A 26,030-nucleotide genomic window follows, 5' to 3' on the forward strand; every position below is an offset into this window, starting at 1 on the left:
TTGTTGCCTGGCGTGCTCAGGATTTCCACGTCGGCCCTTGCCCGGCCAGGTCCGCCTGTGGGCCGCCAGGTGTCTTGTCCTCTCTTGCTTGAGGGCCGTATGCTCTCTGCGCCCCTGTCTCCACTGGGCCTGTCTGCTTGTCTGGCCTGTCTATCTGCCCCTGCCGTCTCCTGGCGGGGGCCGCGCCGGTGGCAAAACCTCATCCTGCCTGCCGCAGGCGAGACGGGCGCGGCCGAGGGGCGCTTCTAGCGGTTTTCGGGCCGGCCCTATCCTGTGATGCTGTGCGTCGGCTGCAGAGGGAACCCGTCTCTATTCCTTTCTCCCCTGCCTGATCTCGCTCGCTCTCCGAAGAGCAAGCGGACGGAATAAGGAGCAATTGCCATAAGAGATGGCTGCACCACTGCAATTGATAGGATACACATTTGAAGCGCTTTCGCCAAGTCTGCAGGACCTGTGGCTAGCGGAAGTCGTTGAGCGGCTCCTTGTTGAAGAAACCGCGTTCGGTCACAATAGCGGTGACCAGTTCGCCGGGGGTACGATCGAAATAGAAGTTACGCACCTCGACGCCGGCGATTGGCTGGTCCAGCACCTCCTCTGGCTCTTTCTCCTCCAGCAAGGAGAGGTCGCCCGTCCAGGGCTGGGGCGAGATTTTCAGCGATTCGCACAGGACATAGAAGGGAATACCGTAGCCGTGGCTAGCCCAGGCCAGGAGGGCTGTGCCGGCCTTATTAATCACATCTCCGTTGGCGAGGACGCTATCGGCGCCGACCACCACGGCGGTGCAGTCTGGCAGAAAGATGGCGGCTTCGGCATCCGTGATGAGGGTGACGGAGAGATTCAGCTCCCGAAGGCGACGGGCTACCTCGCGCCCTTCGTAGCGGGGGCGTCCCTCCAGGACAATCACCCGTTTGATCTGGGAGGCGCAGGCCTGTAGGGCCTCCAGGACAGTGCCCGAGAGGCTATGCGTCATCAGGGTGCCGGCCAGCAATGGGCGAGCGTGGGCGATGATCGCCTGTGGGGCGCGTGCATATTCCTCGCGCAAACGTGCAGCCTCCTGAGCCATCCCCGCCAGTCCCCCTGGTGCTTGCAAGATACGTCTGACTGCTCCGGCGATGGCGGCCATCGCCGGGCGAGCCTGCATCAGCTCCTGGCCGGCGGCGCGTATCTGGGCCAGTCTTTCTTCTTCCGACGATCCATCCGGGGCGCGTGTCAGCTCTTCCAGTATGGCGATGGTCTCGCCCACCAGCCAACGTGAGCCATGTTCGCGGTCGCTGCGCACAGCCTCGATGCGCTCCTGGAGATTCTTCATGCTTCTCTCCCTTCCTGGTTCTATCCTGGCTTTCGGGCCTGGTTGATACCATTACTAGTTATTATCGCGCGCGTGCTCAGGGCCTGCAAAGGACTGGGAGGGGCCTACCGGCCCATCACGGTCCCTCCCTCTAATAGTTATCTCTTGGAGGATCCTGGCTGGCCCCTGCCCCTGTAAGAAAGCGGGATCGATTGGTTCCGTTTGGGCGGCCCGCATTGGCTCTTGTGATTCGCTGCCGGGCGCACTACACTGCTATTGGTATGAGCCAATGCAGGAAGGGGTAAAAACATGCGACGCTCACGCCCATTTGAGTACCGCTCGCGTTCGTGGTCCGCTGCTTCTGCCGCCTCCGTCTTTGTCAGGCTCGATCGCAGCAGCAGTGTGCCACTCTATCGGCAGATCTATCACCAGTTGCGTGAAGCAATCCTGTCAGGAACCCTGCCTGAAGGGGCGCGACTGCCCACGGAGCGAGCCTTGGCGCGCGAGCTGGGGGTCAATCGCACAACGGTCATGAATGCCTACAACGAGCTGGCGAGTGAGGGTCTCGTCGAAGGTCATGTCGGGCGTGGGACGCTGGTTCGGCGCAGCCTGCGTGCTATGGAGGAGGAGGAGGAGTGCGAGCAGGAGATGCCTTCCTGGCTGCTGGGCCTGGCCGCCGGAGAGAGCGAGGTCTTGGGACCAGATGCGCGAGTACTCAGCGAGCTGATGGCTCTGGCTGAACGGGGGGAGATGATTTCCTTTGCCAGCGCCATGCCCGAACCGGCCCTGCTGCCGGCCGAGCTGTTCCGCGAGATTGTTCAGGATGCGCTGCTCTCTGATCGTCAGAGCGCTCTCGGCTATTGCCCGGTGGAGGGTTTGCAGAGCCTGCGTCAGCAGGTGGCCATGCGCATGCGCCAGCATGGGGTGCCTGTCGAGGCCGGACATATTTTGATCCTCTCCGGCTCGACGCAGGGCCTCGGCCTGGTCGGACGCTTTTTGCTGCGTCCCGGCGATGAGGTGGTGGTCGAGGTGCCGACCTACATCGGGGCCATCCAGGCTTTCCGCGCCTTGGGGGCGCGAGTCATTGGTATTCCTCTGGATGGTGAGGGCATGCGCCTGGATCTCCTGGAAAGCGTTCTGGCGCGCCATCGTCCGCGGCTGATCTATACCCTACCAACATTCCAGAATCCGACTGGGGTGGTAATGTCGCCCGAGCGCCGCAGGCGTTTGCTGCTGCTCTCTCGGCGTTATCAGGTCCCGGTGTTGGAAGATGATACCTACGGCGAGCTGTATTTTGAGACGCCTCCGCCTCTCCCGCTGAAGGCTCTTGATGGCGGCGAGCAGGTGATCTATCTGAGCACTTTCTCCAAGGTTCTGGCCCCGGGCTTGCGCGTGGCCTGGCTGGCTGGGCCAGAACCCATGATTGAGCGTCTCTCGCTGCATAAGCAGATTTTTGACTTGAACACCAATGCCCTTGGTCAGTGGCTGGTGGCCGAAGTCCTGCGACGTGGCTGGTTAGATAGCCATCTGCAGCGTCTCAGTGCCGCCTATCGGCGCAAGCGCGATCTCATGCTTCAGGCGATTGGACGCTACTGGCCTCGCGAGGTGCGGGTGAATACGCCCGGCGGAGGGTTCCATCTCTGGTGCCGTCTTCCCGCTGGGGTGCGGGCGCGTACCCTGCTGCGTGAGGCGGCTTCCGAGGGGGTAGCCCTCCTCAATGGAGAGCCGTTTCATGTCGATGGGGGCGGTCAGCAGTATATCCGCCTGAGCTATGCCTTTCCCCAGGAAAGGCAGATCGAGGAGGGGATCCGTCGCCTGGGGACGGTGCTCAAACGCTTGCTGCTGAGGCGTGGCCAGGAGCAGGCCCGCCTCTCCCCCTCTGAGCATATTCCTATGGTCTAGTCTAGCACCTGGCGGGCGGGGCGGTACTGCTCTTGAGGGGGCCAGAATCGCCGCTACCACGGGGGAAGCCTGGCTCTAACAGGCGTTTGTTGACAGTCCTGGCCCGGTATCAGAAAATGGGGACCAGCCAGGCCAGGTTCGGGACCGGACCGCTCTTGCCGAAGGCTGACCGGCGGAAGGACTGAGCGCGCTTTTTCTCTGACTTTCGTCGCTGCTGCCGCGGGGTCCTGACCTTCCCTGGCGGCGAGAGGGTCTGGCGGACTGACTGATCTGGCTGGAGAGGGGGCAGAGTCCGGCCCTTTACTGACTGGGTGAGATCGACGGACAGGGCAAGAGCCAGGAACGAGAGGAGTGTCTGGAGTTGAATCGGCTGACCGCTCCGGGCAAGCGGCTGTTTTTGAGCGGCGATGAGGCAGTAGCGCGGGCGGCGCTGGAGGCCGGCGTCCAGGTGGCGACCGGCTACCCGGGCAACCCCGGGGGTGGGGCGCTGGCAGCCCTCTTGCCGCTGGCAGGACGCTTTGGTCTGGCCGCCGAGTGGAGCGTCAACGAGAAGGTGGCGCTGGAGGTAGCCGCGGGGGCCGCTTGGGCCGGCAGGAAAAGTCTGGTGACGATGAAGATGTCGGGCCTCAACGTGCTGGCGGATTCGCTGCTCTCGATCGCTCATAGCGGCGTGAATGGGGGATTGGTCATCTACGCTGTCGATGATGTTGGGGTTTTCTACGGGATGGTTGAGCAGGATTCGCGCTACTACGCGCTGCTGGCCAGTCTGCCGCTCTTGATGCCGGCCAATCCCGAAGAGGCCCACGCGATGACCCTGCTGGCCTTCCAGTGTTCGGCCCTTACAGGGGCGCCGGTGCTGCTGCTCTCTACGACGGCGGTGGCGGCGGCGCAGTCCTGGGTCAAGGTGGGACCCCTGGCGCCTCCTACCGCTGAGGCTGCGCCTGGCTTCCGGCGAGACGTGGCACGCTTTACGAAGGCGGTGCCTCAGTGGTGTCGTGAGCAGCACGCCTCGGCATTGGCGCGTCTGGAGCAGGCGGGGACCGTGCTGCGCGCGGCCAATGTACGGGAAGAGGCGTCTTCCCAGGGTAGGCGGATCGGCGTGGTGGTGGCTGGCGTGAGCGCCGGCTATCTGGCAGAGGTGCGCGCCCGCCTGGGCGGCTTGCCCTCGCTGGCGATCTTCAAGCTGGGACTGGTGCATCCCCTGCCGCGTGAGGAGCTACGCGCCTTCCTGGAGCCGCTGGAGGCGGTGCTGATCCTCGAAGAGTTAGAGCCATTGATCGAAACCCAGGTGGCGGCCCTGATCGCCGAGCATGGCCTCTCGGTGCGGTTGCTGGGCAAGCGCGGGGGATTGCTGCCGCGCGTGGGCGAGTATGATCCGCAACTGGTGGCCCAGGCCCTGGCAGCCCTGCTAGAGACGGTTGGCCAGTCTGAAGCCGCCGCCCAAGCCCAGGCCCTGGCACAGCAGATGGCTCAGCCCGCTGCGTCGGGAGAGATGCTCGCCCCCTTACCTCGCACTCTGGAATTCTGCCCCGGTTGTCCGCACCGTATGACCTATTACGCGCTCAGGCAAGCCCTCCAGGCGGCCGGCTATCGGCCCGATGAGGTGATCACCACTGGCGACATCGGCTGTACGATTCTCGGGATCCATGCCCCGCTCTCGGTCTGCTGGACCGAGGTCTCAATGGGCGCTAGCCTGGGAATCGCTCAGGGACTCAAATATGCCGGCATCGAGCGTCCCGTGCTGGCGGCGATGGGCGACAGTACCTTCTTTCATGGAGGCATTGCCGGCCTGCTGAACGCTGTCCAGTCTGGGGTGTGCCTGACCTTACTCTTGCTCGACAATGGCCTGACAGCCATGACCGGCCAGCAGCCAAATCCCGGTTCGTGGCATGACGGCGCTGATCGCTCAGTGAGGCCACGGGCCGATATCGAGACTATCGTCCGCGGCTGCGGCGCGAACTTTGTGCGCGTGGTTGATCCCTATGACCTTGAGACGACGGTAGCTACGCTGCGCGAGGCTCTGACCTCTCCTGGCGTGGCGGTGATCATCGCACGTGCACCCTGCACGGTCCCAGGTCGCTTATTGCCTGGCCAGGAAGCGCCGTTCCAGGTCGATGACAGGCTCTGCCGGGCCGGAGATGGCTGCAACGACCTGCCCTGCTATTACCAGGTTGGTTGCCCGGCGGTGGCCCTCGTGCCAGAGGAGGACGGCCTGAGCGAGCAGTCCAGAACTGGGCGCATGCCAGGGGTGCGCATCGATCCTCTGAGCTGCGTGGCCTGTGGGCTGTGTGCCGCAGCCTGTCCGTTCGAGGCCATCAGGCCGCGGGAGCAGGCGAAGAGGGCCTTCAGTGCCGAGGAGGGGCCGCAGCTTGGAACCCCGGCCTGGTCATCCCTTCTGATCCAGGAGTAAATCCCTTATGCCCGAGTCTACTGGCGTTGAGCTGCGCTGGCAGGCCCTGGTTCTGGCCGGGGTCGGTGGTCAGGGTCTGCAAACGGCGCTGGAAGTCCTGGCCCTGGCGGCGAACGAGATCGGCCTGGAGGCGCAGACCTTCGCGCCGCTGAGCCTGGCCCGCCTTGGGGGGAGCGCTTGCTGCCAGCTACGTCTAGGCCCTGCCTCCACGCCGCGCATCACGGCTGGGCAGGCCGACCTGCTAATCGTTCTGGAGATGAGCGAGGTGCTGCGCGTGCTGCCTCTGGCGCGCGCCGGGGCTTTGGCCTTCATCGCGACCTGGCGTCGCCCTCCGCTGGCCGCCGGCCTCCAGGGCCAGCCCTATCCCAGCCAGCAAGCACTGGCAAAAGCTTTACAACAGCGAGAAGTAGCAGGCATCTTTGTTGAACCGCGCTGTCGCGGCTGGGCAAAAGTCGGAGAGCCGGAGACGGAGACTGAGGAGGAGGTACCTCCCGGCTTACTCTCTCTTTTCATGTTGGCCGTCTGCTGCGGCGCCACCGGCCTGCTCCCTCGTGCCGCTCTCGAACAGGCCCTGGCCCTGCGTCTCCAAGAGCGGCCCGCGCTCGCCTCAATTGCACGGCGCCTCCTGGCTGCAGGCTGGCTCCATGGGAGGCGGCTCGAGCTGCCAGGGGAGTGGGGGCTTGACAAATCCTTGTGGCTGCGGTAATATGCTTACGCAAGCGCGGTCGAGTCCAAACCAGCTTGTTGGGGTGTCGTTCAACGGTAGGACTGCCGACTCTGGATCGGCCAATCGGGGTTCGAATCCCTGCACCCCAGCCCGTAGGAGAGGCAAAATGGCCTCTCCTTTTTTGTTGCCTCTCTATCGCCTGGCGTCGAGGCGAGGAAAAGGGAGGCAGACATCTGGCCCCGAGAAGCAATCTGCTCTGCTGGCCCCAGCAGAAGACCTGGCCCGAATATGAGGGATTACCTGAAAAACGTCCGAAACGATTGGCTGGCTCTGTCGTATAACAAGTAGATGCGTTTCCTATTTGACCTGTCTGTTCTCCTTGCTCCTGTTGTAATATCAGAATCGATAGAGATCGCGATGCCGCTAGAGAGATCATGAGTTGGGGCTACCCAGCCCGGACGGGGGATCGCCCTCTGAAAGCTCCTGCCCTCAGGCGGGGCAGTGATTAGCTGATCCTATCAAACCAGCAAACAAGCAAGAAAGAGAGAAAGGGGCGTCACTATCGATGACGACTGGCTCAGGCACTGATCCCGCCGGTAGAGCAACCTTGGAACCAGCCGGCAAAAGCTCCTTAGAGAAAGAAATGCGCTCCGCGGCTCGCTGGACGCGCAGGCGTGATATCCCGCTGGCGATTCTGGCCTGGATGGCGCTCGGCGTTCTGGCGCTCTGGGGCATCAGCCACATTGCTCACTCGCTGCTGATGCTGGTCATCGCCGCCCTGCTGGCCTATGCTATTGCGCCTGCGGTGCGCTTGCTGGAACGCTTTATGCCGCGGCTCGTGGCCATTCTCCTGGTCTATCTTGTGGTGCTGGGCGGGCTAAGTGTCCTCCTCTATTTTGTCATCACCACCACAATCGAGCAGATCCTCTCTCTGGCCCATTATGTGCAACAAATGCTGACACCGCGACCTGGAGGCTCAGTAAGTCCTTTAGAAGAGATTCTCAACCGTTTCGGTATCAGCGCGAACCAGTTAAGCGATCTGCGTCAGCAGCTCTTTAATCAGTTGGAGAACGTTGCCACCAGCGCCCTGCCGATTGTGACCGGCGTTTTCGAAGGGGTCCTCGACATCGTCATTGTCATGGTGCTCAGCATCTACCTGCTCATCGATGGTGAGCATGCCGTACGCTGGCTGCGGCGAGGAGTGCCAACGCAGCAGCGGGCGCGGACCCGTTTCCTGCTGGATACGGTCGAGCGGGTTGTAGGGGGCTACATTCGGGGGCAGCTCCTCCTCTCGGCCCTGGTAGGGGTGCTGGTTGGTCTGGGAATGTTCATCCTGCAGGTTCCCTATGCGGTCTTACTGGGTGTACTGGCCTTCCTGTTAGAGTTTATCCCGGTCTTGGGAACGCTGACCTCGGGAGCGGTCTGTGTGCTCATCGCACTCAGCCAGGGCTGGCTGACAGCGGTGCTCGTGCTGGCCTACTTCATCGGAGTGCACATCATCGAAGGAGATGTCATTGGGCCGCGCATCGTCGGACGGGCCGTTGGTCTGCACCCAGTGGTCTCGCTCTTCGCCTTGCTGGCCGGGGCTGAGCTATTTGGAGTGATCGGAGCCATCTTTGCCGCGCCCCTGGCGGGCGTATTGCAGGCCCTGCTGGTAGCTATCTGGCAGGAATGGCGCAGCCTGAATCCTGAGCAGTTCGAGGAACCGCCGGTGCCCCTCCCAAAGCCAACCTCCTTCCCTGTAAAGGCGGCAGTGGCTATGCCGGGCGGGCGGCCTCCCTCGATGAGCGAGGCCTCCCCGACGGCGGGCAGTTCAGAGAGCACGGTGTCGCCTTCGACCTCTGTTCCCGTGGAGACAAGGAGTACGGGCTATAGTGATAGCGATCGCGGTGGGGTGATCAGTGTGCAGGGACCTGTTGGGACGCCACCGACCCCCTCGACTTCTGAGCAGTCGCGCTAGAGAGCTGTCCCGCGACGGCAAAGCGTCATGAATCGTCGCTACCCTCGCTTTTGCCACCTCTGTGGAACCCCGCTCGCCCTGGTGGGGAGGTACCTGGTTTATCCTAACGGGCTGGTCATCTGTCCGGCCTGCGAAAGTCGAGCGCCACGCTGCCAGCGCTGTGGCCTGCCAGGGCGGCATCTGCAACAGGTGGGCGGAGCCCTGCTCTGTCCCACCTGCCGCACGCAGGTAGCGCTCTGTGGCTGCTGTGGCCAGGCTTTGCTAGAGACGGCCTATCTCATTGGGGATTCGCCAGTCAAGTACTGCCAGCGCTGTCTGGAGGAGCGTCCTCGCTGCGATGTCTGCCAGGCCCCTATGAACGAACAGGGACGGAGCCTGCCTGGACGCCGCGGCGAGTCGCGGCGCTGCGCGGCCTGCTGGGCCGAGGCCGTGCAAGGCCTGGACGAGGCATCAGCCCTCTATCAGGGGGTCTTGACTGTGCTCGCCCAGACGCCAGGGCTGACCCTGCCTTCCCTCCCCCGCCTCCATTTATGCGAGCGTGCGGTCCTGCAGGAGCTGCATCAGCAGCGTCAGCCTGGCTCGCGGCCGGGCGGAGAAGGGGAGGCCGGCGACCCCCACCTACTCGGTATTTTTCTGCTCCAAGGCCGGGAACAAGATATCTACATCGAGCACTATTTGCCGCGCGATCTCTTTCAGGCTGTGGCTGCCCATGAGCTGGCGCACGCCTGGCAGGCCTGGCAGGGCCTCGAAGGGCTGCCCCTCTTGGTGGCCGAGGGCTTCGCCGAGTGGGCCGCCTATCATGTCGTGCAGGCCCTGGGCCAGGAAAGGATGCTCCGACGCCTGCTGCGTCGCCGCGACCTCTATGGCCAGGGCCTCCAGCGCTTCCTGGCCCTGGAACAGCAGCAGGGCCGCACTGCAGTTCTGGCCGCTGTCCGTGGCTCTCTCCCCCTGTAGCGACTCGGCCCTTCCTCCCTGGTCGGACAGCCTGCGCTGAGGATCCTTTTTGCCTGTTTTTTGTAAGGTCGCTCATGAGTGTGCCGGCCTTTGGCTGCTCCTGTCACCTTCGATGGCGATCGGCGGCAGGCCTTTTTGACGGCAGGAGAGGGGAGAAACGAAAGGCAGGGTGGTCTGCCATTGCGGACGGCAGTTTTGGCAATCATCGAAGGAAGCGGGAGCTGGCGTGTGACGGGGGAATGGCGTCAGGTCTGGCGACTTGTCTCCTGATGTTTCAGGGATGCTGGTGAACCGCGGAGCGGGCTGTCGGGTGATTGTTTACACGATGCACACAAAAAGTATGCTCAACTTTATACAAAGGTTTTCTATACAGACAATTATAGGTATGCATCCCTTGCTTTATTGTATATACTATGTTATATATCTGTATGTGGTTTGCATATGCAGGAGGTTAAGGAGACCATGCTCTCACTCAGCGCCTATCAAGAATGCCAGCTTGCCGCGGCGGGGCCGGCGATGGCGGCTCCTGCCCTTGGGCCGCTGCTATCTGCGCCCGGGCGCGGCCTCCCTTCAGAAGAGTCGGAGAGCAGTGAGCGCGAGGAGCTGGCTGATCAGCAGCAGCTACTCATTACACGGGTGCTGCGCGGTGACGGAGACGCCTTCAGCGATATTGCCCTGCAATACAGCTCTCTGATGTTGCGGACGGCCTTCATGATTGTCGGCGATCGGGACGTTGCCGAAGACATCGTGCAAGATGCCCTCATTCAAGCCTGGCACCATCTGGCGGACCTGCGGGAGGCTGGAGCCTTACGTCCCTGGCTGGTACGCATTGTAGTCAACCAATGCATCAGCTTCAAGCGTCGTCTGGCGCGCTCCAGCGCCTTTCTGCGTCAGGCCCTGTGCGACCTTGAAACGGACCTGCTGGCCCGTTCCTCGGAGCTGCACAAAGGTTCACTTGAGCGCAGTTGGGATCTGGCGCGGGCTGTCGAGGAGCTGCCCATCAAACAGCGGGTGGCCATTGTCCTGCACTACTACAGCGGCATGACCTTACCTGAGATGGCTCGGACCCTGCACATCTCCGAGAATACCCTGAAAAAGCGTATCCAGAGCGCCCTCTCCAACCTTCGCCAGGCTCTGGCAAGCGGCCCGAACGACCAGGTGGTAGCTGCTCAGCCGCTTGCGGAACGCTATTTCACGACAGCGACTCGGCGGCCCTGAGTGCCAGCAGGGACTGCCCATCGAAGCGAACCGCGTTGTGAAGCCCGAGAAGGCTGAGCACCGTAGGAGCGACATCCATCACCGTGATCTCATGTACATCGCCTACTCTTGGCTCATGGTGGAGGAGGTTACCGATGAGTAAGACACCGTCCTTGCGATGGATCCCCGAGACAGTCCGCCTTCCTGGCTGCGTTGTTAGCAGCGGTACATACAGCTCGTCGCCGAGTGCAAAATCGCTCTGTAGCTCGAACAGGAGATCTGGTAGCCGCTCCAAATACCTGCCCTGATAGATTTCCTCGCGTTTGCGTACCCAGCGTAGCAATGGACGACCTCGTGAGCGCAGGCTCTGAATCTCTTCCTGTAGGCTTGCGCGCATTTCCTCGTAGTCGTGACCTTGTGCTTCGATGGCCCGGCGATGAAGGACCAGGCCGCCGAATGGTCCATCGCCTCCCAGGCCCAGAGCGCGTACCAGAGAGCGCTCTTCGTCGATGAGGCGCGAGCACGAACGACCAGGTGATTGACGCTCGCGCGCGATTAGCCCGACATGGGCCAGCAACTCGTCCGAGTCCGAGCGCCAGGACAACCGGCCTGAGAAAGGGCGCTCCAGAAGGCGCGAGCTACGAGCCTGCACTATCAGTAGCCCCTGCTGCCGCAGCCATTCGTTGAGATTGACTCGCTGGTGGCTGCGACGCCCGTGCCCGTAGGGACTGACGACGATCAGGACGCTTTCGGCTGGCAGCGCGGCCCGCACTTCGCCGACGATGCGGTCACAGAGACGATAGAAGCTTTGGATGCGGGTGAGGTGCTCGCTCTGTCCCGGGTAGGCTGGGTCACTGAGATCGCTGTAGTGCCAGAAAAGGTGCTGCACTCTATCCAGCGCGTTGAGCTGCAGAAAGAAGAGGTCCCAGGACTCTTGTTGCAGTAGCTCCAGGCCGAGAGCCGCCTGTTGCAGGGTGCAGCTCACAAGCTCGTGATAGAAGGTCCGCAGCTCGTCGCGCCGCACAGCCTGCTCAGCCAGGCGCGGCAGGGCGGGAAAGGCCAGGCTCAGCTCGTATTCGTCTGGGGCAATGCTGAGACTGCCATCGCGTGGCGAGAGGGCCAGCATAACGCCGTTGACGGGCCAGGCAGGATAAGCCAGGTAGGGATTGAGTACGCAGATCCGCTTGCCGCTGGCGCTGGCCAGGTCCCAGAAAGTGGTGCCACAGGTGAGGGCCGGCGGCTCGCCGTCACGGTTGCCGCTCTGCTCGGCGTCTCCCGGTGGGAGAGACAGAAGACCGTGGTTGGCAGGGTTCAGGCCGGTGTAGAGGCTGCCCCAGGCCGGAAAGGTGTCCGGCGGAATGCTGGAGGTCAGTTCAAGGAAAGGCGACTCTAGCATGAGGCGCCGTAGGTGAGGCAGGGCGGGACCATAGACTCGCAGGAGGTCAGCGTCCATGCCATCGAATCCCAGGATGACCACTTGTGTCATGTTCTTTCACCTTCTCTCGCTCTCTCTTGGGTTCCCTCTGGCGCTCCTTTGCCCGGTCGGCATCAGACCTGATTCTGGTGCGGCTGCTCGGCCAGAGGCCCCCGCTGCTGTTGCTCCCAGTAGGAGAGAATCTCGTTGATCATCTCCGGCTCGCAGCGAACCTGGAAAATGGCACGCTGGGTCACCGTCTGTAAATGGTCCAGGGTGGCGCGATCAAGCCGACGCGCTGTGGCCAGTGTGAGGGTACCCCGCTCAGCCCCAATGGGGACGCAGCGGTAGCGCCGGGCCAGCTCGTAGGGCAAAATTTGTAAAAGACGAATGGAAGGATAACTGGAGAGAAAAGCGAGATAGGGAAGCTGACTGGCCGCCTGGCTCTGATCCGCGTCGGAGCGTGTCGCCGCTTCTGCCTGTTTATTATGACCAATTCCCTGCTCCTCGTGTCGCTCTCCTTCGATCAGGCGCGGCTGGCGACGTTGCAATTCGTGTAGAAATTGGCGTGCTGCCTCTCCTGCCAGGCAGCGAGCGCTGTGCTCGACATCGGCCAGCAGCGGACGAAGGCGCCTCAGGACGGTCTCCGCTCCCGCCAGCGTGGCCGAGTGCAGGAGCAGAGCGCACTCACCCTCTAAAGAGAAGATCAGATCGCTGGCGCGAATCTGCTGGCGAATACGGCGTATGGCTCGCTCAAGGGCCGCCGCCGACTGCGCGCTCGCCTGCAGGTGGATGAGGGCTAATGGCTCTCCCTCTATGATGGCCTTGCCCGCCCTGGTCGGCCTCGCAATCGAGGCCATCCGGTGATCTCGCGATCCTCTGCGCTCCTCGTCTTTCACGTCATCCTCCTCCACAGGTGGCAGCTTCCTGCCGCCCGCCCTCTCTCTTTGACGAGGCAGAGCATGCGACACATGCCGCATATGTAGTATACTCTTTTCCAGGAAATAGTTCTTGTCTATCCTGGTTTAGGGGCAGTTAAGATAAATGTTCTAAATGTAAAGAAAAACAATCATTTCCTGTCTTCAATTTTTAACCTGGAAATAAGATATATCACCCGATCACAACTGAGCTTCTCTTCTCATGACCAGGGAGAGCGTGCCATACTGTGGCAGGTACAAGGCGGCCTGATCAGAGCTTCCCTTTCTCCCCTTGCGTGCGAACGAACGCTCACAGGCTGACCTGATCAGGGCCGCCCCTTCTGAGTTGAGCCGACCCCAGGCCGACAAACGAGCCAGTAGCAGAAGACACGAGCATGAAGCGAAGTCAAGCTAAGCGAAGAAAGCAGGCCAGAAGGGCCTGCTGGGAGGTAGCAGGGAGCATGAAGGCTTATCTTGTTGGATGGAGGATGCGCTGGAGTCCCATGCTGGCCCCGGACCAGGGCATGGTTCCGGACGTCAGCGTCTTCTCTTCTCGAGAGAAAAGTCAGCGGGCGACCTATTCCTCTGAGCCGCGAGCGGTGGGCGCTCAAGAGGCTGGTGAGAGAGCTATCCCCGCAGCCGGGGAGGCCGAAGCGATGGTGGCAGGTGATCTCGGCGACACGGGCGAGAGGAGCGAGGTCGAAGCTGCCCAGGAACCGGAATGGGTAGAGCAGGTCTGTTGTCACATCGAAGTGATGGTTGCGGGGGCGGGAGAGCGGGTCTGACATTGTCGGAGCCGGCTGCTGTTCCGCGGCTCTTCTCGGGTCGGGCTTACACGATGCAGAGGCGGGCACGCAGCGGGCTTTGCATCCAGGACCAGGAGGGAGGGGGCTATGCATAAGCAAGTGGGAGGGAACGAGCGTGGCAAGGGCCGCTCCCCTCAGCTGAGCGTTATACTCTGTACCTACAACCGTTGCAATCTCGTGCTCTCAGCGCTGGCCAGCCTGCGGCGTCAGACGCTGGCGCGCCATCTCTACGAGGTGATTGTGGTAGACAATGGCTCACAGGATGGCACGCCCTCCGTTCTCCAGCGCTACCTGCAGGCGCGGGCTCCTGCTGAGCGTGACTGGCAAGTGCGCTGTCTGAGCGAGCGGCGCAACGGCCTGGCCTATGCGCGCAATGCGGCTCTGGAGGTGGCGCGGGGAGAGATCGCTGTCTTTCTTGACGATGATGCTCTCGCCGCGCCGCGCTTCCTGGAGTATCTTCTGCAGACCTACAGCGAGACCGGGGCCGACGCCGTCGGCGGGCGGGTCGAACTCTACTGGGAGGCGCCTCGTCCCTACTGGCTGACCGATGAGCTGCTGCCCGTGCTCGGCTATTTTGCTCCCGCCGAGGAACGTCTGCGGCTGAGAGAGTCACAGAGCTTGAGCAGCAGCAACTTTTCCGTAAAGGTCTCTGTTCTGCGGGCGGTCGGAGGTTTCTCGCCGCTCCTCGACAAGCGTTTAGCTGTTCCGACGCGCCTGGGAGTGGAAGACCTCTGCCGGCGGCTCCATGCTGCTGGCTATGCTCTCTGGTATGAGCCGCGGGCCTTAGTGGCCCATCGCGCCCATGCTGCCCGCCTCTGCCGCACCTTTTTTATCGGCCATGCCTACTGGCAAGGGCGATCCGAGGTTCTTATGGAGCTGAGTGCCGCCCTGGCCCAAGGTCCCCAGGAGCGCAACGCTTGCCTCTCCTGGAAAGCCTTGCTAGCCGACCTGCAGCATCTTGCTCGTCTCTGCCTTTGGGAGCAACCCCAGCTACTGATTGCCCGCGCCACTTCGTCCCAGCATCTGTATCTGACGATGGAGAGCGCCCGCTGCTGGGGACGCTTCCAGCAGCGCTTAAGCCTGCTCTGGCGCCCGCTTCCCCAGGAAGGCAGTCTGGCAGTGCTGTTGGTTATGGGACTCCAGTGTGAGGCGGCGACCCTCTTGCTGGCCCAGGCCCTGCGGCGCGAAGGGCTGGCCTGTCAGGTTGAGCGGGCCAATCTCTCCCTGACCTGGCTCTGGCGCCACCGTGGGCTAGACGGTCAGGCTTGCGGAGTGGTGCAGCTCCAGCATCCAGGGGCCTGGTGCCTCCCGCTGAGGCGTGGCCTCAATCTGCTGTGGCGGCTCTGGCTTGCGCGTCGTTTGGGGCTACCGCTGGTCGTGACTGATAGCGGGGGCTGGTGGCATACTGCTCGTGGCTTCCGTCCTCTGCTGCGTCGCTGGCTGGAGCATCTCCTGCTGAGCCAGGCTAAGGCCATTGTGGTTCCCACGCAGCGCATCGAAGATTTCTATCCCGAGCGCTCCCTGCAGGAGCGGGCCATGGGCCTGCTCCCCGCGGGTTTCCGTGGCTACTATGCCGCCCCCCTGCCGAGGGCCGAGGCCTATCGGCGCCTTGGAATTCCGACTAACGTTCCTTACGTCTACCTTTGCTTTGCTGCCTGGCACAGCGAGGAGGAGGTTCTGAGTCTCTGTGAGAGCTTTCGCCGCTACTGGGAGAAGCTGATGCCCGTAGCGGGGGACGTCTCGCAGGGACCGCATTTGCTGCTTGTCGGGTCCCCGGCTGATCGCCCGCAGGCCAGGCGCCTCTGGAGGATGGCGGCCCGCATACCCGCCTTGCATCTCTTCCCCCGTCCCCCACTTGACGAAGATATTCCGCTCTATCTGGGGGCTGCCGATGCCCTGGTGCTTCCTCATCGCTCGCACCTGCGAGCAGGCAACCTCGATCTGGCCCTGCTGGCTCTCTCCTACGGGCGAGCTGTCGTGGCCCCGGCCCTTCCCTGTTTCGCCGACCTGCCCGCCTCGCAGTGCGTGGTCTTCTACCATGCGGCTGACGAAGCTGATCTGGAGCGGGCCCTGGCTGAGGTGCGAACCTGCGCTGTCCAGGAGCTACTGCGCGCCACCTGTGCCGAGGCACAGCTCGAGGCCGTAGCCGGCTGGCGCGATTACGCGCGCCACCTCGTCAAGCTCTACGAGAGCTTTCGCTGCTAGCCTGCTAAGGCCGCCGCTGCGCTGCGCCTCGCCTCGCCTCGCTTCTTCTCTGGGGTTGATTCGCGATCGGAGGGAGGCGCCGCGGACCGGCACCCTCGCCGCTCGCTCTCCCGGTATGGTAATGTATCAGCGGGGGATCAGCCGGAGAAACCTGCTACGGTGGGGAGCAGGCGCCAACACGACCAGCTCACTGGGGGCGGAGCCTGCAGCCATCTATCGCTGAGGCGGGGCGGTCAGCCAGGCGGTGGAGCTGACTCTGATCTTGCATCCGTCGCGCGCTCGGGCGCTCAATCAGCAATAGGGACGAGCGGAGGCCTCCCTCTGCTTCTGGTTGTCTGCCGCTCGCTTGTGGAACTGGGCCTGGCTCGTTACGCTCTCCTTGCCTGCCGGGCCGTCGCTGTGCTGCGCTCCTCTGGCTCGCCATCGTGGTTCGTGGCGAGCTGGGCTTGAGAACCCTGCTGCTGATCCATGTTTCGTTTCGTCTGCATCTCATCGGCTGAGCCTCACAGAGCAGTGAGAGTGCAGATGCTGATACGCCGTGGTATCGTCGCCTGACTGGCTCCGCCCTGACCAGAGTCGGGCGTGGGAGCATCTGCTCGTTCGTGTGCATCGTTCTGTCTGCAAAGCTGCGGAGGAGAGTGCTCAATGATCGCCAGAGACATCATGACTCGCACTGTCTACACCATTCGTCCTGAGGCCAGTGCTCAGGAAGCTGCTCGGCTGCTGGACCAAAAGCGTATCAGTGGCGCGCCGGTTGTTGACAGCGATGGCCGGCTGATCGGCATGGTCACCGAGGCTGACATTATCAGCAAGGTCAATCGTGAGGGCCTGCGCGTCGCCGATATCATGAGCCACGAGCTGATCGTTGTCTCCGAAGAAACCCCACTGGAAGAGATCGCCGCTTTGCTCTCCGAACGCAAGATCAAGCGTGTCCCCGTCGTTGAACATGGCCGGCTCGTTGGCATTGTGAGCCGGGCCGACATTGTCCACGCCGTAGCCGCTGGACACCTCATCGTACGCAACTGGTAAGAGGCGGCAACCCGTGCTATCATAGGAATGCTGAAGAGCCTGGACTACCGGGCAAGAGCGTCGACCTGGCCAGCGCATTGCCTGTCTGTCTGCTTGCCCGCCGCCTGGCCCGGCTGGCTCACTGCTCTGCCCAGGCCAGCCAGGAGGAGGGGAGGAGAGCCTTGTCCTGCCTGGCCTGACCGCTCTCTCCTCGGGGGAAGGTGGGCCGCCTTTCGCGGACCACAGGAGGTCGGAGGCACGCGGACACCTTTTCCGCGGAACCCGGGGGAGCGGCACCTGGCGGCGACAGTTTGTCAGCAGGCAAGCAAGCTGGTACCATTGGGCTGCTTTCCCTTTCGATCGAAGGGCAACATGAAGGTAGTCGCCAATCTTTCGCTATAATGTGCCCAGACAGAGCGTGTCGTCTATAGAGTGCAGAAGCCAGCTTTTGCCGGAGAGCCGGACCGGTCGACTGGCGAGCTGCCTGGGCTTTCCAGCCAGCTCGCCAGCCAGAAGAGCCGTGAGCCAGCAGGCCGGCACTGGTTCTCCCGCATGCGGTGATCGGAACAGGCGAGGTAACGGTCTTGAAACGAGCACATCTTGCCCGCGATATTCTCGAGGTCATAGCCCTGGCGCTGATCCTCTTCCTGGTAACGCGCCTTGCCATCCAGAACTACCATGTGGAAAATGTGAGCATGCAGCCTACGCTGGTCGACGGCGAGAACGTTATTGTCAACAAGCTGGCCTATCTGTTTCATCCACCCGAGCGTGGGGATGTGATTGTCTTTCATTGGCCGCTGGACACGCGCCAGGACTTTATCAAGCGCATCATAGGCGTTCCCGGAGATGTCATTAGGACCGACAGTACCCATGTCTGGGTCAATGGTGTCCTGCTGAACGAACCCTATATCAAGGCCCCCTACAACGCTATTGCCAATATCTGGAAACTGGGCAAAGATCAGTACTTTGTGATGGGAGACAATCGCCCCGACAGCGACGACTCGCGTAACTGGGGTGTGGTCCCGCGCAACTACATTGTCGGCAAGGCCATTGCTGTTTACTGGCCTATTGGCAAATGGCAGGTCATCAATACCTACCCGGCGGTCTTTGCCCATATTCCTGCTGCCAACCCGCAAACGACCAGCAAATGAGCATCTATCAGTCAACAAGGGAGTAGGCCGTCAATGAACGAGTCGGAGCAGCGTTATCCTTTGCATCAGCATGAAGATGAAGAATGGGGCCAAATCGAGGAAGAGGAGCGTCACGGTCGTCATCGCCACCATATCGCGCCCTTTCCCGAGCAGAGCGAAGAGAGGGATGAGGAGGAGTACGAGCGGCGTCGCCGAATGCATCAGCGCGAGGAGCCAAGCGAGCCGGAGCTGCCCAGGGGCCGCCTGGTGCCGACGCTGATCGTTGGGGCAGTAGCCGGGCTGCTCTGTGCCGCCGAGAATATCGCCTTTGTCCTCTTCAATGCCTCGCTCTTCAGCAACGCCCAGCAACTCGCTGGCCAGAATGCCTATCAGCTCGCGGTCTCGATCACGACCCTCTGTGGCCTGATCATCTTCCTTAGCCTGGTGATCTGCGCTGTGGCGGGTTTCATCGTCGGCAAGCTGGCCGTTCAGCGAAGCCTGGGTTTTCTGGCGGGCTTCCTGGCCGGGGTGCTCTACTATCTGGGCGCGATCTTCCTGCCCCGCTATATTCCGGGCTTTCCCAGCAACGCCCCTGCCACGGGCAATATCACTTTCGGTGGGGTCGTTGGGGGGATCGTGGTCACCGTTATCTTTATGTTTTTGCTCGGCCTGTTGGAAGGGCTGGCCGCCCTCTTCGGAGCCTGGCTGGCAACGCTCCGCCATCCTTACTATGTCGGCTACAGCTAGCCAGCAAGGCAGCGGCTGAACCAGAGCAGGGGTTTGAATAGCTGCTGAGGGCAAGGAGAAGAAGAAGAAGGTCAAGAAGGCGAGGCTGGCTGACAAGGCCGGCCTCGTTGGCTTACTCGCCACTCAGATCGGGCTTCTTCGCTTGCTGGCTTGTTCTCTTCTCCCTCCTCCCTTCCCTCCCCTCGGCTGCCGTGCCATCCCAGACCTGGCGCCGAGGGAAGAGAGGAAGGGGTTCCGAGAGAGCTGAGTGAGAGAGAGGGAGTGCAGTTGTCTGGCTATCTAGCCAACGGTCGCCTGCTGAGCCTGCGGGATGTAGATCCGGTGCTCAAGCAGGCAATATTCTTGCCGCAGCAGTTTGCCAGTCAGATTACAGCGGCAGCCCTCGACTGCGGCGAGTGGTTGGTTCTGCTCGCTGAGGCGCAGGCTATGGAGGGCGCCGTCGTGGCGTGTGCGGAAGAGAACCTGATGATAGTCCCCATCCTGGTGTGCCTCTAAAAGGGTCAGGGCCTCGAGTCCGCGCAGACCCGTGCGCTGACGCAGGTAGTGCTCGGCGGCCTGCACGGGCTGAGGATAGAGGGCCCGCCCGCGACATTTCTCCAGGTAGAGCTGTCCCTGGCGGTCTGCCTCCAGAATGCTGGCTACCTCCGGCACCTTGACGCGGCTATAGTAGATGCCATGTGGCAGGCAGACCAGGTTGGCGGCAAACTGATCGCCGCCGATATGGCTGCACTGCCAGACCTGCTCACCGGCCAGGCGAGCCGCTTCCCGATAGACAGGCATGCCGAATTTGGCGCAGCATTGGTCATGTTTACCGTGAGTGCAGACCAGATAGAGCGGCTCGGCGCTCAGATAGCGGTCGTAGTGGGCGGCTCCCTGCTCCAGCTCTTCCAGAGGAAGCTGGGGCAACTCCTCGTAGCTTGCGAGCTGGAAGGCGTAGAGCGCCTGGCGCTCAGGCAAGGTAATGGCCACAAAGCAGCGCAGCGGCCCGTTGCTGCGAGGCCCTCGCCGGATGAAAACCGCCATACTTTGCCTGGCCTCGTAGCTCAGGGCTACCTCTGCAAGCCAGCGACGAGCTGGCAGAGGTAGATCGTTGTAGAGCACCGCCGAACGCTCCCAGGCCCCTGTATATTCAACCAACACCCAGATTCTCGCCAGCGGCGCCAGACCATGAAAGGGTATCTGGCGCTCCTCAGAGAGCTGGGCGCAGAAGATGCGTTCTACCACACTCAATATTCCTCACTTTCCAGGAAGTTGCTCATGGCTATAGCTCCTTGGTAAAGGAGAGCGGCCCCATCCAGCCGGTCAGCCAGAACAGCGCAATGACCAGCAGGCAGAGCGACCAGAAGCAGATAATGAATAGATAATCAGTGCGGCTGAAGCGAAAACGTCGGAAATAGGAGCGCTCTTTCAAAGCCCCAAAGGCCCGGCTCTCCATTGCCAGAGCGGTGCGCTCGGCCCGCCGGATGGCACTTGTCAGCAATGGGATCAGATAGCGGCGCAGGCGCTCGAGATGGACTCTGGCCCCACCCTGGGTCTCGATGCCGCGAATGCGATGGGCTGCCTGGATGAGGCGGAACTCCTCCTGCAGCAGGGGCACGAAGTGAAAGGCGGCCAGCACGCCGTAGCCGAGCCGGTAGGGAAAGCGCCATTGCTGAACCATAGCGCGGATAAAGTCGCTGATGTCGGTGGTGAACATGAAGATGAGCGACAGCAGGAACATGGCATAGACGCGCAGCACGGCTGCCGTACCGGCCCAGAGCGCGCCCTGGTAGAGCACCAGCGGACCCAGCCGGAGCAGGACGGGCGTCCGATCGAACAGCTCGGCGCGCACCATAAAGGGATAAAGGACCATGAAGACCAGAAGGCTGAGAGTCAAAGGGGCCTGCAGGCGCCAGAAAGTTCCTGGGGCGATTCGGGCCGCTCCCAGAATGGTAGCGCTGGCCAGGACCATGAAGGCCAGGGGCAGCCAGGGATCGGTAGTGAGAGCGACGAAAAGCACCACGGGCACCAGAGCGATAACCTTGCTGAGCGGGTTCAGGCGATGCAGCAGCGACTCGCCTTCCTGGTAGATCACTTGCATGCTCTTCCCTCCCCTGCGGAAGCCGCTCCCTCGGAACCAGCCAATGGCTTCAGGGCCGCCTCCGCTCCGTCCTGCAGGCAGCGCTCACGCAACTCCTCCAGCGTCAGCAGATCCGACCACCCGAGCCGGCGCGCCAGTTGAGCCAGAGGGGGCAGCGCCAGACGCGCTTCTGCCACCAGCTCCTCTCGGGCAAAGAGGGCTGCTGGGGTTCCGTAAAAGAGCAGCCTGCCGTTTTTCATGACCGCCACATACTGGGCGTAGGTGGCCACCAGAGACATATCGTGCGTAATCACGACGACCGTCCGTCCCTCGCTATGAAGCTGCCAGAGCAGTTCCAGCAGGGCGGTCGCATTGTATTCATCCTGGCCGAAGGTTGGCTCATCAAGGATGAGGATCTCCTGTCCCATTGCCAGCATGGTAGCCACGCTCAGGCGTCGCTTCTCGCCGTGACTCAGGGTAAAGGGATTGGCTCTTGCCAGAGGCAGCAGGCCGAAGCGCTCCAACAGCGGGCGCGTCCGGGCCTCGACCTCTGGCGCGGGCAGGCCCATGACACGCAATCCATAGGCCACCTCATCCTCGACCGCCTCCGTAATAAACTGGTGCTCGGGATTCTGAAAAACGTAGCCGACGTGGCGCGTCAGCTCACGAGCCGGGATGGTCGTAATATCGCGGCCCAGCAGACGGATACAGTCCCGTGGCGGCTGCAAGATGCCGACCAGGTGCTGGGCCAGGGTAGTCTTGCCCGCGCCGTTGGAGCCGACCAGGGCCAGAAAGGCCCCGCGCGGAATCGCCAGCCGGATATCGCGCAAGACCTGTCGTCCTCCGCTCTGGTACGAGAGAGAACGGACCTCAATTGCCGGCTCTCGCTGAGGATGCTCAGGTCCGCCCGAAGGAGGGTCTGGCTGGCGCTCAGTCTCCTGGAGGCTGGCAACCGATTGGACCTGGTGAGAGGGACCAGGCAGCCGCTTCTTCAGAACTGCCTCGGCCTCTGCCAGCGTCAGAGGAAACGGCTCGAGCGACCAGCCTTGCTGTTGGAGGGCGTGGGCCAGCCTGGCTACCTGGGGAACCCAAACCCCCAGCTCCTCGAGAGTGCCGAGCTGGCTGCGCAGCAGCTCGCGTGGCTCTCCGTCCGCCACCACCTCGCCTCGCTTGCCGAGCACTACCATGCGCTCCACCAGATCCATCAGCTCATCGAGGCGATGCTCGATCAGGACAATCGTGTAGCGGCCCGCCTCCTTGCAGCGGCGCAGCAGAGCAAAGACCTCTTGTGTCCCCTGAGGATCAAGATTAGCCGTCGGCTCGTCGAAGACCAGAATCTCCGGCTCAAGCGCCAGGAGGGCCGCCAGGGCTACCCGCTGTTTCTCTCCCCCCGAGAGCTGCTCGACGCGGCGATAGCGCAGCTCTGTCAGTCCCACCAGACGCAAACTCTCGCTAATGCGACGCTCCATCTCCTCTGGTGAGAAGCAGAGATTTTCCAGCCCGAAGGCGATCTCATCCTCCACTGTGAACATCACAAACTGCGCCTCCGGGTCCTGAAACAGCAAACCTACCCGCTGGGCCAGGGTAGCAACCGTCGTCTGGCGCGTATCGAGGCCGGCCACGCGCACGCGACCGCTCTGCACCTTCCCGACGCTGTGGGGAATCAGCCCGTTCAGGGTGAGCGCCAGCGTGCTTTTGCCACTGCCCGAAGGGCCCAACAGCAGCACGGTCTCACCAGCGCGCAGTTCAAGTTGGAGCCGCTCCAGGGCCGGTGCGCGCCGTCCAGGATACTTGACCGTCAGATCCTCGATCTCGATGAGGGCCGTCCTTGTCTCAGTCATGACCTTTCTCCTCTACCAGCATCCTGCCTGGCTGTCTAACGTCTTGCCATGCTGGCTGCCTATCTGCCTGCCGGGCAGCCAGCGCTCTCCCTACCCCTGGCTAAGGCAGGGAGGGGCTGGTCAGCTTCGACCAGCCCCTGCGAGAGGCTGAGGTAGCGCTGATTGGGCGCGACAGGGAGAGCCATAGGCTCAGTCTCACCACCCTGGATGCGGGTGGACAGGTAGGGAGTTAGATTTCATCCTGCTCACGGCGGATCGTTCCAGCCAGCACACCGGTGCGCGCCGCCGCATCGCCCAGGTACTTGGCCAGAATGCCGCTCAGCGTGCTGCTCACGAGCGTAATGGCGATCACCCCGATCAAGACAGGCAGCGCGAGCTGGAAGGAGGATGGATAGAAGATGGCATAGATCACCAGCATGACGATCCCGCCGAAAAAGCCCGTCAATGCCATCCACGGCAGACCGAAATGGCGATAGCGTGTTCCGAGCGCCACGCTGATCTCGCCGGAGCAGGCGTAGAGAATGCCCGTGATCATAATCGATGGCCCGTACGGCGAGATCGGCATGCTCACAAAGCAGTAGAGCAGGGCTATCAAGAAGGCCGCCCCCGGCCTGCGCAAAGCATAGGCGATGAAGAAACCTGGCAAAATATAGAGTCCAACCCAGGCCCAAGCCACAATTGGCCCAAGAACCACAGACAACATGTATGGGTAAAGCAAGGCACCCAGCAGAATGCCGAAAACGACACTGATGGCCGCCAGGATCAAAATATCGCGCGTGCTCCAGGCCAACAGTGACAGCCAGCGCCGTGCCGGCTGACTCACCTCAGTCTGTCTGCTCATCCGGTCATACTCCTCTGATAGTGAAGGCGGGGCTGGTGCCTCGCCTGGACTGGTTGCTGCTCCTTCCGATATTAGGCAGACCTAATATCCGACTGCGTTACTAAGATATTAGGCCATGCTAATATCTGCTGTCAAGAGGCTGAAGGCCAGATAAGGACGGCGGATGTGGAGATCAGTAAAACTACTGATCAAGGCATTGGCTTTCGCAAGGCAGCCAGCCGCGTGGAGAAGAAAGCTGAGAAAAGCTGACGTGTCCAGAGGCGCCATACAGAGGAGCGTGGGAGGGCTTGAGTGCCAGCTTAGAGGGGCAGGCTGGGAGATCAGAAGGGCTGACTGAGGTGGGTCTGGCGGACCTTGCGCATTGGGCCTGGCCGTCCTCGTACCCCCTGAAGAGAGGATCGCGTCCGACCCGAGAGGGCCAGAAAGCAGGGCCGGGCCAGTCTGGCCTGTGATTCCTCTCCTCAAAGGGCAAGGCTGCCACGGGGACGGAAGAGCAGCGAGCGAGAGACTAGCCCTCCTCGATCGTCACCCGCTGCATCACATCGCCCACCTGGATACGGCGGACCACATCGAGGCCGGCGAGCGTCTCGCCGAAGATCGTATAGTTCGGCGGGAGGCGCGGCTGATCCTCCAGGCAGATAAAGAACTGGCACCCGTTCGTATTCGGGCCAGCGTTTGCCATTGCCAGGGTGCCAGCCTTATAGGGGCGGCGTACCGGCTCATCCGGGAACGTATAGCCCGGCCCGCCGGTGCCGTTGCCGAGCGGGTCACCCCCTTGAATCACAAAGCCGGGCACCACGCGATGAAAGGTCAGGCCATCGTAGAAGCCGTCACGGGCCAGAGCCACAAAATTGTTCACCGTCAGGGGGGCCTCGGCAGCAAAGAGCTGGAGGCGGATATCGCCCTTCGCCGTGCTGATCGTCGCATAATAGGTCCGATGCGGATCGATCTGCATAGCGGGCGGAGCGCTATAACGTCGTTTGGCTGGCATTGTTAGCAGATCCTCACTTTCAGATGCTCAAGGAGCCGCTGCCGGAGAGAAGCAGCGTACTCGGACTGTGCGCCAGGCTCTCCAGGCGCTCCCTCCCTCAGCCAAAGCGCTGCCGGCCCGAGCTGGTTGGACGAAGGGCGGGCCTGGCGAGCGAGAGAAGCAAGAAGGCGGGCCGGGATTGGCCTGGCCTGCTCTGTCCGGCCCGCCCTCTGGTCTCCCTCTGCCCGCCTGTCCCTGGTGAGCCTGTCTTAAGGAGCAGTCACTACCACCAGATGGGTAATGACATCGGGCGTAATATTCTTCTGAGAAGGTTGATCGCCCGGACCCTGGATCTTCTTCACGACATCCATGCCCTGGACCACATGGCCAAAGAGATTGTACGATTTCGTCAATTCCTTCGCTGGCTGATCGGAGACGCAAATAAAGAACTGGCTACCGTTATTGGCGGTGCCGGTGTTAGGTTTGGCCATCGCCACGGTCCCGGCGGTATAGTTGCCCTTGACCGGCTCGGCAGGCAGCGTATAGCCTGGTCCCCCGCTGCCATCGCCCTTGGGGTCGCCGGTCTGAATAATATAATTCGGCACCACGCGATGGAACTTCAGCCCATCGTAGAAGTGGTGCTGGGCTAAAAAGACAAAGTTGTTGACCGTCTCGGGGGCCAGCTTCGGATCAAGCTCCACCACAATCAGGCCGCGATTCGTATTGATGCCGGCGCAATAGATCTTATTCTGATTGATCGACATCGCGGGCGCAGCCTTATACGTATGCTGGATCTTGTTGAAAGCCTCCCCGGTTGGGGCCGGCGAAGTGTCGGTAAGCTGCTTGACCACCTTCAGACAGGGGGAGACGGCGGCGCTCTTCGGCTGCGGCTTCGGCGGAGCGAAAGGGCCGATCTTGTAATAGTACATGGCGCCGATGGCGGCAGCAATAATTAGGATCGTCAGAGTGACGGCCCAGGGGTAGCGAGCCAGGCCCCGTTTAGGGGGCGTATAGCCAGGGCCGCGCTTCTCCTTCTTCCTGGGGGCAGGCGCTTCCGGCAGTTTGGTCGCGTGCGCCCGGGCGATCTTTTCCGCTCTTCTCGTGGCTGCGCGCTTGCTCGTCTTTGGCATGGGGTCTGAATACTGCTCCTTTTTCAGATCTTGCTTGCTTGCAAAGAATCGGGATTGCAAGACTGGGCTGAGGCCCAGATCAACAGCTCAGCTGCGTCCTTGCTGTGAGGGCTGTTCTGTTGACGGCGGCAGCGCTGGACATGGCTGGGTACCTGCCCTCCTTCCTGTCCTGTGCAGCGGCGGCTGGGCAGGACCGGCTGGCAAACGGCTAGCCAGCCAGCTAAAACAAAGAGCGCTGATGTCTGGGTGCTATGATACCTTGCCGCTCCTTGCCGGTCAAGCCCTTTCCGGCCTCCCCCATAGGTGGGGTTCGAGAGCCAGCCCCCCGAGGAATAGGAAGATTTGCCCACTGGGCCATGTGGATAAGTTTGTGGATAAGTTTGTGGATAGCTGTGGATAACTGCCCTCAGACGGTGGATAACTGGGGGATAACTGGAATTAACTCAGCTATACGTGCGGGCCGCAAGCGTGAGCTATCCCCCAGGATATCCACATATCCACAGCGTCAGCGCTAGCCTGCTGTTTGCTTTCGGGCACAAGATTCGCTACACTGTGTAGACACACGGGATTCCCTTCCCGCTGCG

At 62.0% G+C, this 26,030-nt stretch carries 20 protein-coding genes and 1 tRNA gene; 12 read left to right on the top strand and 9 right to left on the bottom strand.

The annotated features are described in order from the left end of the window. Nucleotides 1-457 precede the first annotated feature (457 nt). On the bottom strand, nt 458-1,309 hold the full coding sequence (locus tag ACFMO7_RS10460; protein WP_376795429.1) for a translation initiation factor eIF-2B: 852 nt from the start codon (nt 1,307-1,309) through the stop codon (nt 458-460). Between the two features lie 288 nt (nt 1,310-1,597). Between ACFMO7_RS10460 and ACFMO7_RS10465 the strand changes: the two genes are divergently transcribed. From ACFMO7_RS10465 to ACFMO7_RS10495, 7 genes are all read left to right on the top strand, one after another. Next, nucleotides 1,598-3,190, top strand: a complete 1,593-nt coding sequence (locus tag ACFMO7_RS10465; RefSeq protein WP_376795430.1) for a PLP-dependent aminotransferase family protein — start codon at nt 1,598-1,600, stop codon at nt 3,188-3,190. 361 nt (nt 3,191-3,551) lie between these two features. Continuing rightward, entirely contained in the window at nt 3,552-5,600 is a 2,049-nt protein-coding gene (locus ACFMO7_RS10470) for a thiamine pyrophosphate-dependent enzyme (RefSeq protein WP_376795431.1), read from the top strand. Nucleotides 5,601-5,607: 7 nt separating this feature from the next. Then, nucleotides 5,608-6,306, top strand: a complete 699-nt coding sequence (locus ACFMO7_RS10475) for a 2-oxoacid:acceptor oxidoreductase family protein (protein ID WP_376795432.1) — start codon at nt 5,608-5,610, stop codon at nt 6,304-6,306. 39 nt (nt 6,307-6,345) lie between these two features. Beyond that, nucleotides 6,346-6,416 (top strand) — tRNA-Gln (locus ACFMO7_RS10480). A gap of 416 nt (nt 6,417-6,832) precedes the next feature. Next, nucleotides 6,833-8,227, top strand: a complete 1,395-nt coding sequence (locus ACFMO7_RS10485) for an AI-2E family transporter (protein WP_376795433.1) — start codon at nt 6,833-6,835, stop codon at nt 8,225-8,227. 27 nt (nt 8,228-8,254) lie between these two features. Then, a complete protein-coding gene (locus ACFMO7_RS10490) occupies nt 8,255-9,181 on the top strand; it encodes a hypothetical protein (protein WP_376795434.1) in 927 nt (308 codons plus the stop codon). Nucleotides 9,182-9,643: 462 nt separating this feature from the next. Beyond that, nucleotides 9,644-10,399, top strand: a complete 756-nt coding sequence (locus tag ACFMO7_RS10495) for an RNA polymerase sigma factor (protein ID WP_376795435.1) — start codon at nt 9,644-9,646, stop codon at nt 10,397-10,399. Here ACFMO7_RS10495 and ACFMO7_RS10500 read toward each other — a convergent pair. Continuing rightward, entirely contained in the window at nt 10,374-11,864 is a 1,491-nt protein-coding gene (locus ACFMO7_RS10500) for an alkaline phosphatase family protein (protein ID WP_376795436.1), read from the bottom strand. The two genes, ACFMO7_RS10495 and ACFMO7_RS10500, sit on opposite strands and share 26 nt — an antisense overlap. Before the next feature lie 62 nt (nt 11,865-11,926). Further along, on the bottom strand, nt 11,927-12,652 hold the full coding sequence (locus ACFMO7_RS10505; protein WP_376795437.1) for a hypothetical protein: 726 nt from the start codon (nt 12,650-12,652) through the stop codon (nt 11,927-11,929). Nucleotides 12,653-13,170: 518 nt separating this feature from the next. On the opposite strand from ACFMO7_RS10505, the gene ACFMO7_RS10510 reads away from it, so the two are divergent. From ACFMO7_RS10510 to ACFMO7_RS10530, 5 genes are all read left to right on the top strand, one after another. After that, entirely contained in the window at nt 13,171-13,494 is a 324-nt protein-coding gene (locus ACFMO7_RS10510; RefSeq protein WP_376795438.1) for a hypothetical protein, read from the top strand. 108 nt (nt 13,495-13,602) lie between these two features. Next, nucleotides 13,603-15,720, top strand: coding sequence for a glycosyltransferase (locus ACFMO7_RS10515; RefSeq protein WP_376795439.1), 2,118 nt, complete (start codon nt 13,603-13,605; stop codon nt 15,718-15,720). A 645-nt stretch (nt 15,721-16,365) separates the two neighbouring features. Beyond that, a complete protein-coding gene (locus tag ACFMO7_RS10520) occupies nt 16,366-16,749 on the top strand; it encodes a CBS domain-containing protein (RefSeq protein WP_376795440.1) in 384 nt (127 codons plus the stop codon). A gap of 563 nt (nt 16,750-17,312) precedes the next feature. After that, nucleotides 17,313-17,879, top strand: coding sequence for a signal peptidase I (lepB, locus tag ACFMO7_RS10525; RefSeq protein WP_376795441.1), 567 nt, complete (start codon nt 17,313-17,315; stop codon nt 17,877-17,879). A 33-nt stretch (nt 17,880-17,912) separates the two neighbouring features. After that, nucleotides 17,913-18,605, top strand: a complete 693-nt coding sequence (locus ACFMO7_RS10530) for a hypothetical protein (protein WP_376795442.1) — start codon at nt 17,913-17,915, stop codon at nt 18,603-18,605. Between the two features lie 279 nt (nt 18,606-18,884). On the opposite strand, the gene ACFMO7_RS10535 is transcribed toward ACFMO7_RS10530, so the two are convergent. The 6 genes from ACFMO7_RS10535 to ACFMO7_RS10560 all read right to left on the bottom strand — a co-directional run bounded on the left by ACFMO7_RS10535 (nt 18,885) and on the right by ACFMO7_RS10560 (nt 25,446). Further along, nucleotides 18,885-19,829, bottom strand: a complete 945-nt coding sequence (locus tag ACFMO7_RS10535; RefSeq protein WP_376795443.1) for a sucrase ferredoxin — start codon at nt 19,827-19,829, stop codon at nt 18,885-18,887. A gap of 37 nt (nt 19,830-19,866) precedes the next feature. Continuing rightward, nucleotides 19,867-20,685, bottom strand: coding sequence for an energy-coupling factor transporter transmembrane component T family protein (locus tag ACFMO7_RS10540; RefSeq protein ID WP_376795444.1), 819 nt, complete (start codon nt 20,683-20,685; stop codon nt 19,867-19,869). Continuing rightward, the gene (locus ACFMO7_RS10545) at nt 20,676-22,505 is read right to left on the bottom strand and encodes an ABC transporter ATP-binding protein (protein WP_376795445.1); all 1,830 of its coding nucleotides are present in this window, start codon (nt 22,503-22,505) and stop codon (nt 20,676-20,678) included. The genes ACFMO7_RS10540 and ACFMO7_RS10545 overlap by 10 nt, the downstream gene beginning before the upstream one ends. Nucleotides 22,506-22,734: 229 nt before the next feature. Then, nucleotides 22,735-23,346 (bottom strand): ECF transporter S component, encoded by a 612-nt coding sequence (locus ACFMO7_RS10550; protein ID WP_376795446.1) that lies wholly within the window; start codon nt 23,344-23,346, stop codon nt 22,735-22,737. Nucleotides 23,347-23,854: 508 nt separating this feature from the next. Then, nucleotides 23,855-24,337, bottom strand: a complete 483-nt coding sequence (locus tag ACFMO7_RS10555; RefSeq protein ID WP_376795447.1) for a peptidylprolyl isomerase — start codon at nt 24,335-24,337, stop codon at nt 23,855-23,857. Between the two features lie 248 nt (nt 24,338-24,585). Next, nucleotides 24,586-25,446 (bottom strand): peptidylprolyl isomerase, encoded by an 861-nt coding sequence (locus tag ACFMO7_RS10560; RefSeq protein ID WP_376795448.1) that lies wholly within the window; start codon nt 25,444-25,446, stop codon nt 24,586-24,588. Nucleotides 25,447-26,030 lie beyond the last annotated feature (584 nt).

It is taken from the genome of Thermogemmatispora sp. (assembly GCF_042408735.1).
GTDB lineage: Bacteria > Chloroflexota > Ktedonobacteria > Ktedonobacterales > Ktedonobacteraceae > Thermogemmatispora.

Bases quoted from the DNA above. Each gene is read 5' to 3' on its own strand.
- ACFMO7_RS10460 (WP_376795429.1), bottom strand. From the start codon at position 1,309: ATGAAGAATCTCCAGGAGCGCATCGAGGCTGTGCGCAGCGACCGCGAA.
- ACFMO7_RS10545 (WP_376795445.1), bottom strand. From the start codon at position 22,505: ATGACTGAGACAAGGACGGCCCTCATCGAGATCGAGGATCTGACGGTC.
- ACFMO7_RS10465 (WP_376795430.1), top strand. From the start codon at position 1,598: ATGCGACGCTCACGCCCATTTGAGTACCGCTCGCGTTCGTGGTCCGCT.
- ACFMO7_RS10505 (WP_376795437.1), bottom strand. From the start codon at position 12,652: ATGGCCTCGATTGCGAGGCCGACCAGGGCGGGCAAGGCCATCATAGAG.
- ACFMO7_RS10550 (WP_376795446.1), bottom strand. From the start codon at position 23,346: ATGAGCAGACAGACTGAGGTGAGTCAGCCGGCACGGCGCTGGCTGTCA.
- ACFMO7_RS10515 (WP_376795439.1), top strand. From the start codon at position 13,603: ATGCATAAGCAAGTGGGAGGGAACGAGCGTGGCAAGGGCCGCTCCCCT.
- ACFMO7_RS10500 (WP_376795436.1), bottom strand. From the start codon at position 11,864: ATGACACAAGTGGTCATCCTGGGATTCGATGGCATGGACGCTGACCTC.
- ACFMO7_RS10510 (WP_376795438.1), top strand. From the start codon at position 13,171: ATGAAGGCTTATCTTGTTGGATGGAGGATGCGCTGGAGTCCCATGCTG.
- ACFMO7_RS10475 (WP_376795432.1), top strand. From the start codon at position 5,608: ATGCCCGAGTCTACTGGCGTTGAGCTGCGCTGGCAGGCCCTGGTTCTG.
- ACFMO7_RS10555 (WP_376795447.1), bottom strand. From the start codon at position 24,337: ATGCCAGCCAAACGACGTTATAGCGCTCCGCCCGCTATGCAGATCGAT.
- ACFMO7_RS10560 (WP_376795448.1), bottom strand. From the start codon at position 25,446: ATGCCAAAGACGAGCAAGCGCGCAGCCACGAGAAGAGCGGAAAAGATC.
- ACFMO7_RS10530 (WP_376795442.1), top strand. From the start codon at position 17,913: ATGAACGAGTCGGAGCAGCGTTATCCTTTGCATCAGCATGAAGATGAA.
- ACFMO7_RS10540 (WP_376795444.1), bottom strand. From the start codon at position 20,685: ATGCAAGTGATCTACCAGGAAGGCGAGTCGCTGCTGCATCGCCTGAAC.
- ACFMO7_RS10490 (WP_376795434.1), top strand. From the start codon at position 8,255: ATGAATCGTCGCTACCCTCGCTTTTGCCACCTCTGTGGAACCCCGCTC.
- ACFMO7_RS10520 (WP_376795440.1), top strand. From the start codon at position 16,366: ATGATCGCCAGAGACATCATGACTCGCACTGTCTACACCATTCGTCCT.
- ACFMO7_RS10495 (WP_376795435.1), top strand. From the start codon at position 9,644: ATGCTCTCACTCAGCGCCTATCAAGAATGCCAGCTTGCCGCGGCGGGG.
- ACFMO7_RS10485 (WP_376795433.1), top strand. From the start codon at position 6,833: ATGACGACTGGCTCAGGCACTGATCCCGCCGGTAGAGCAACCTTGGAA.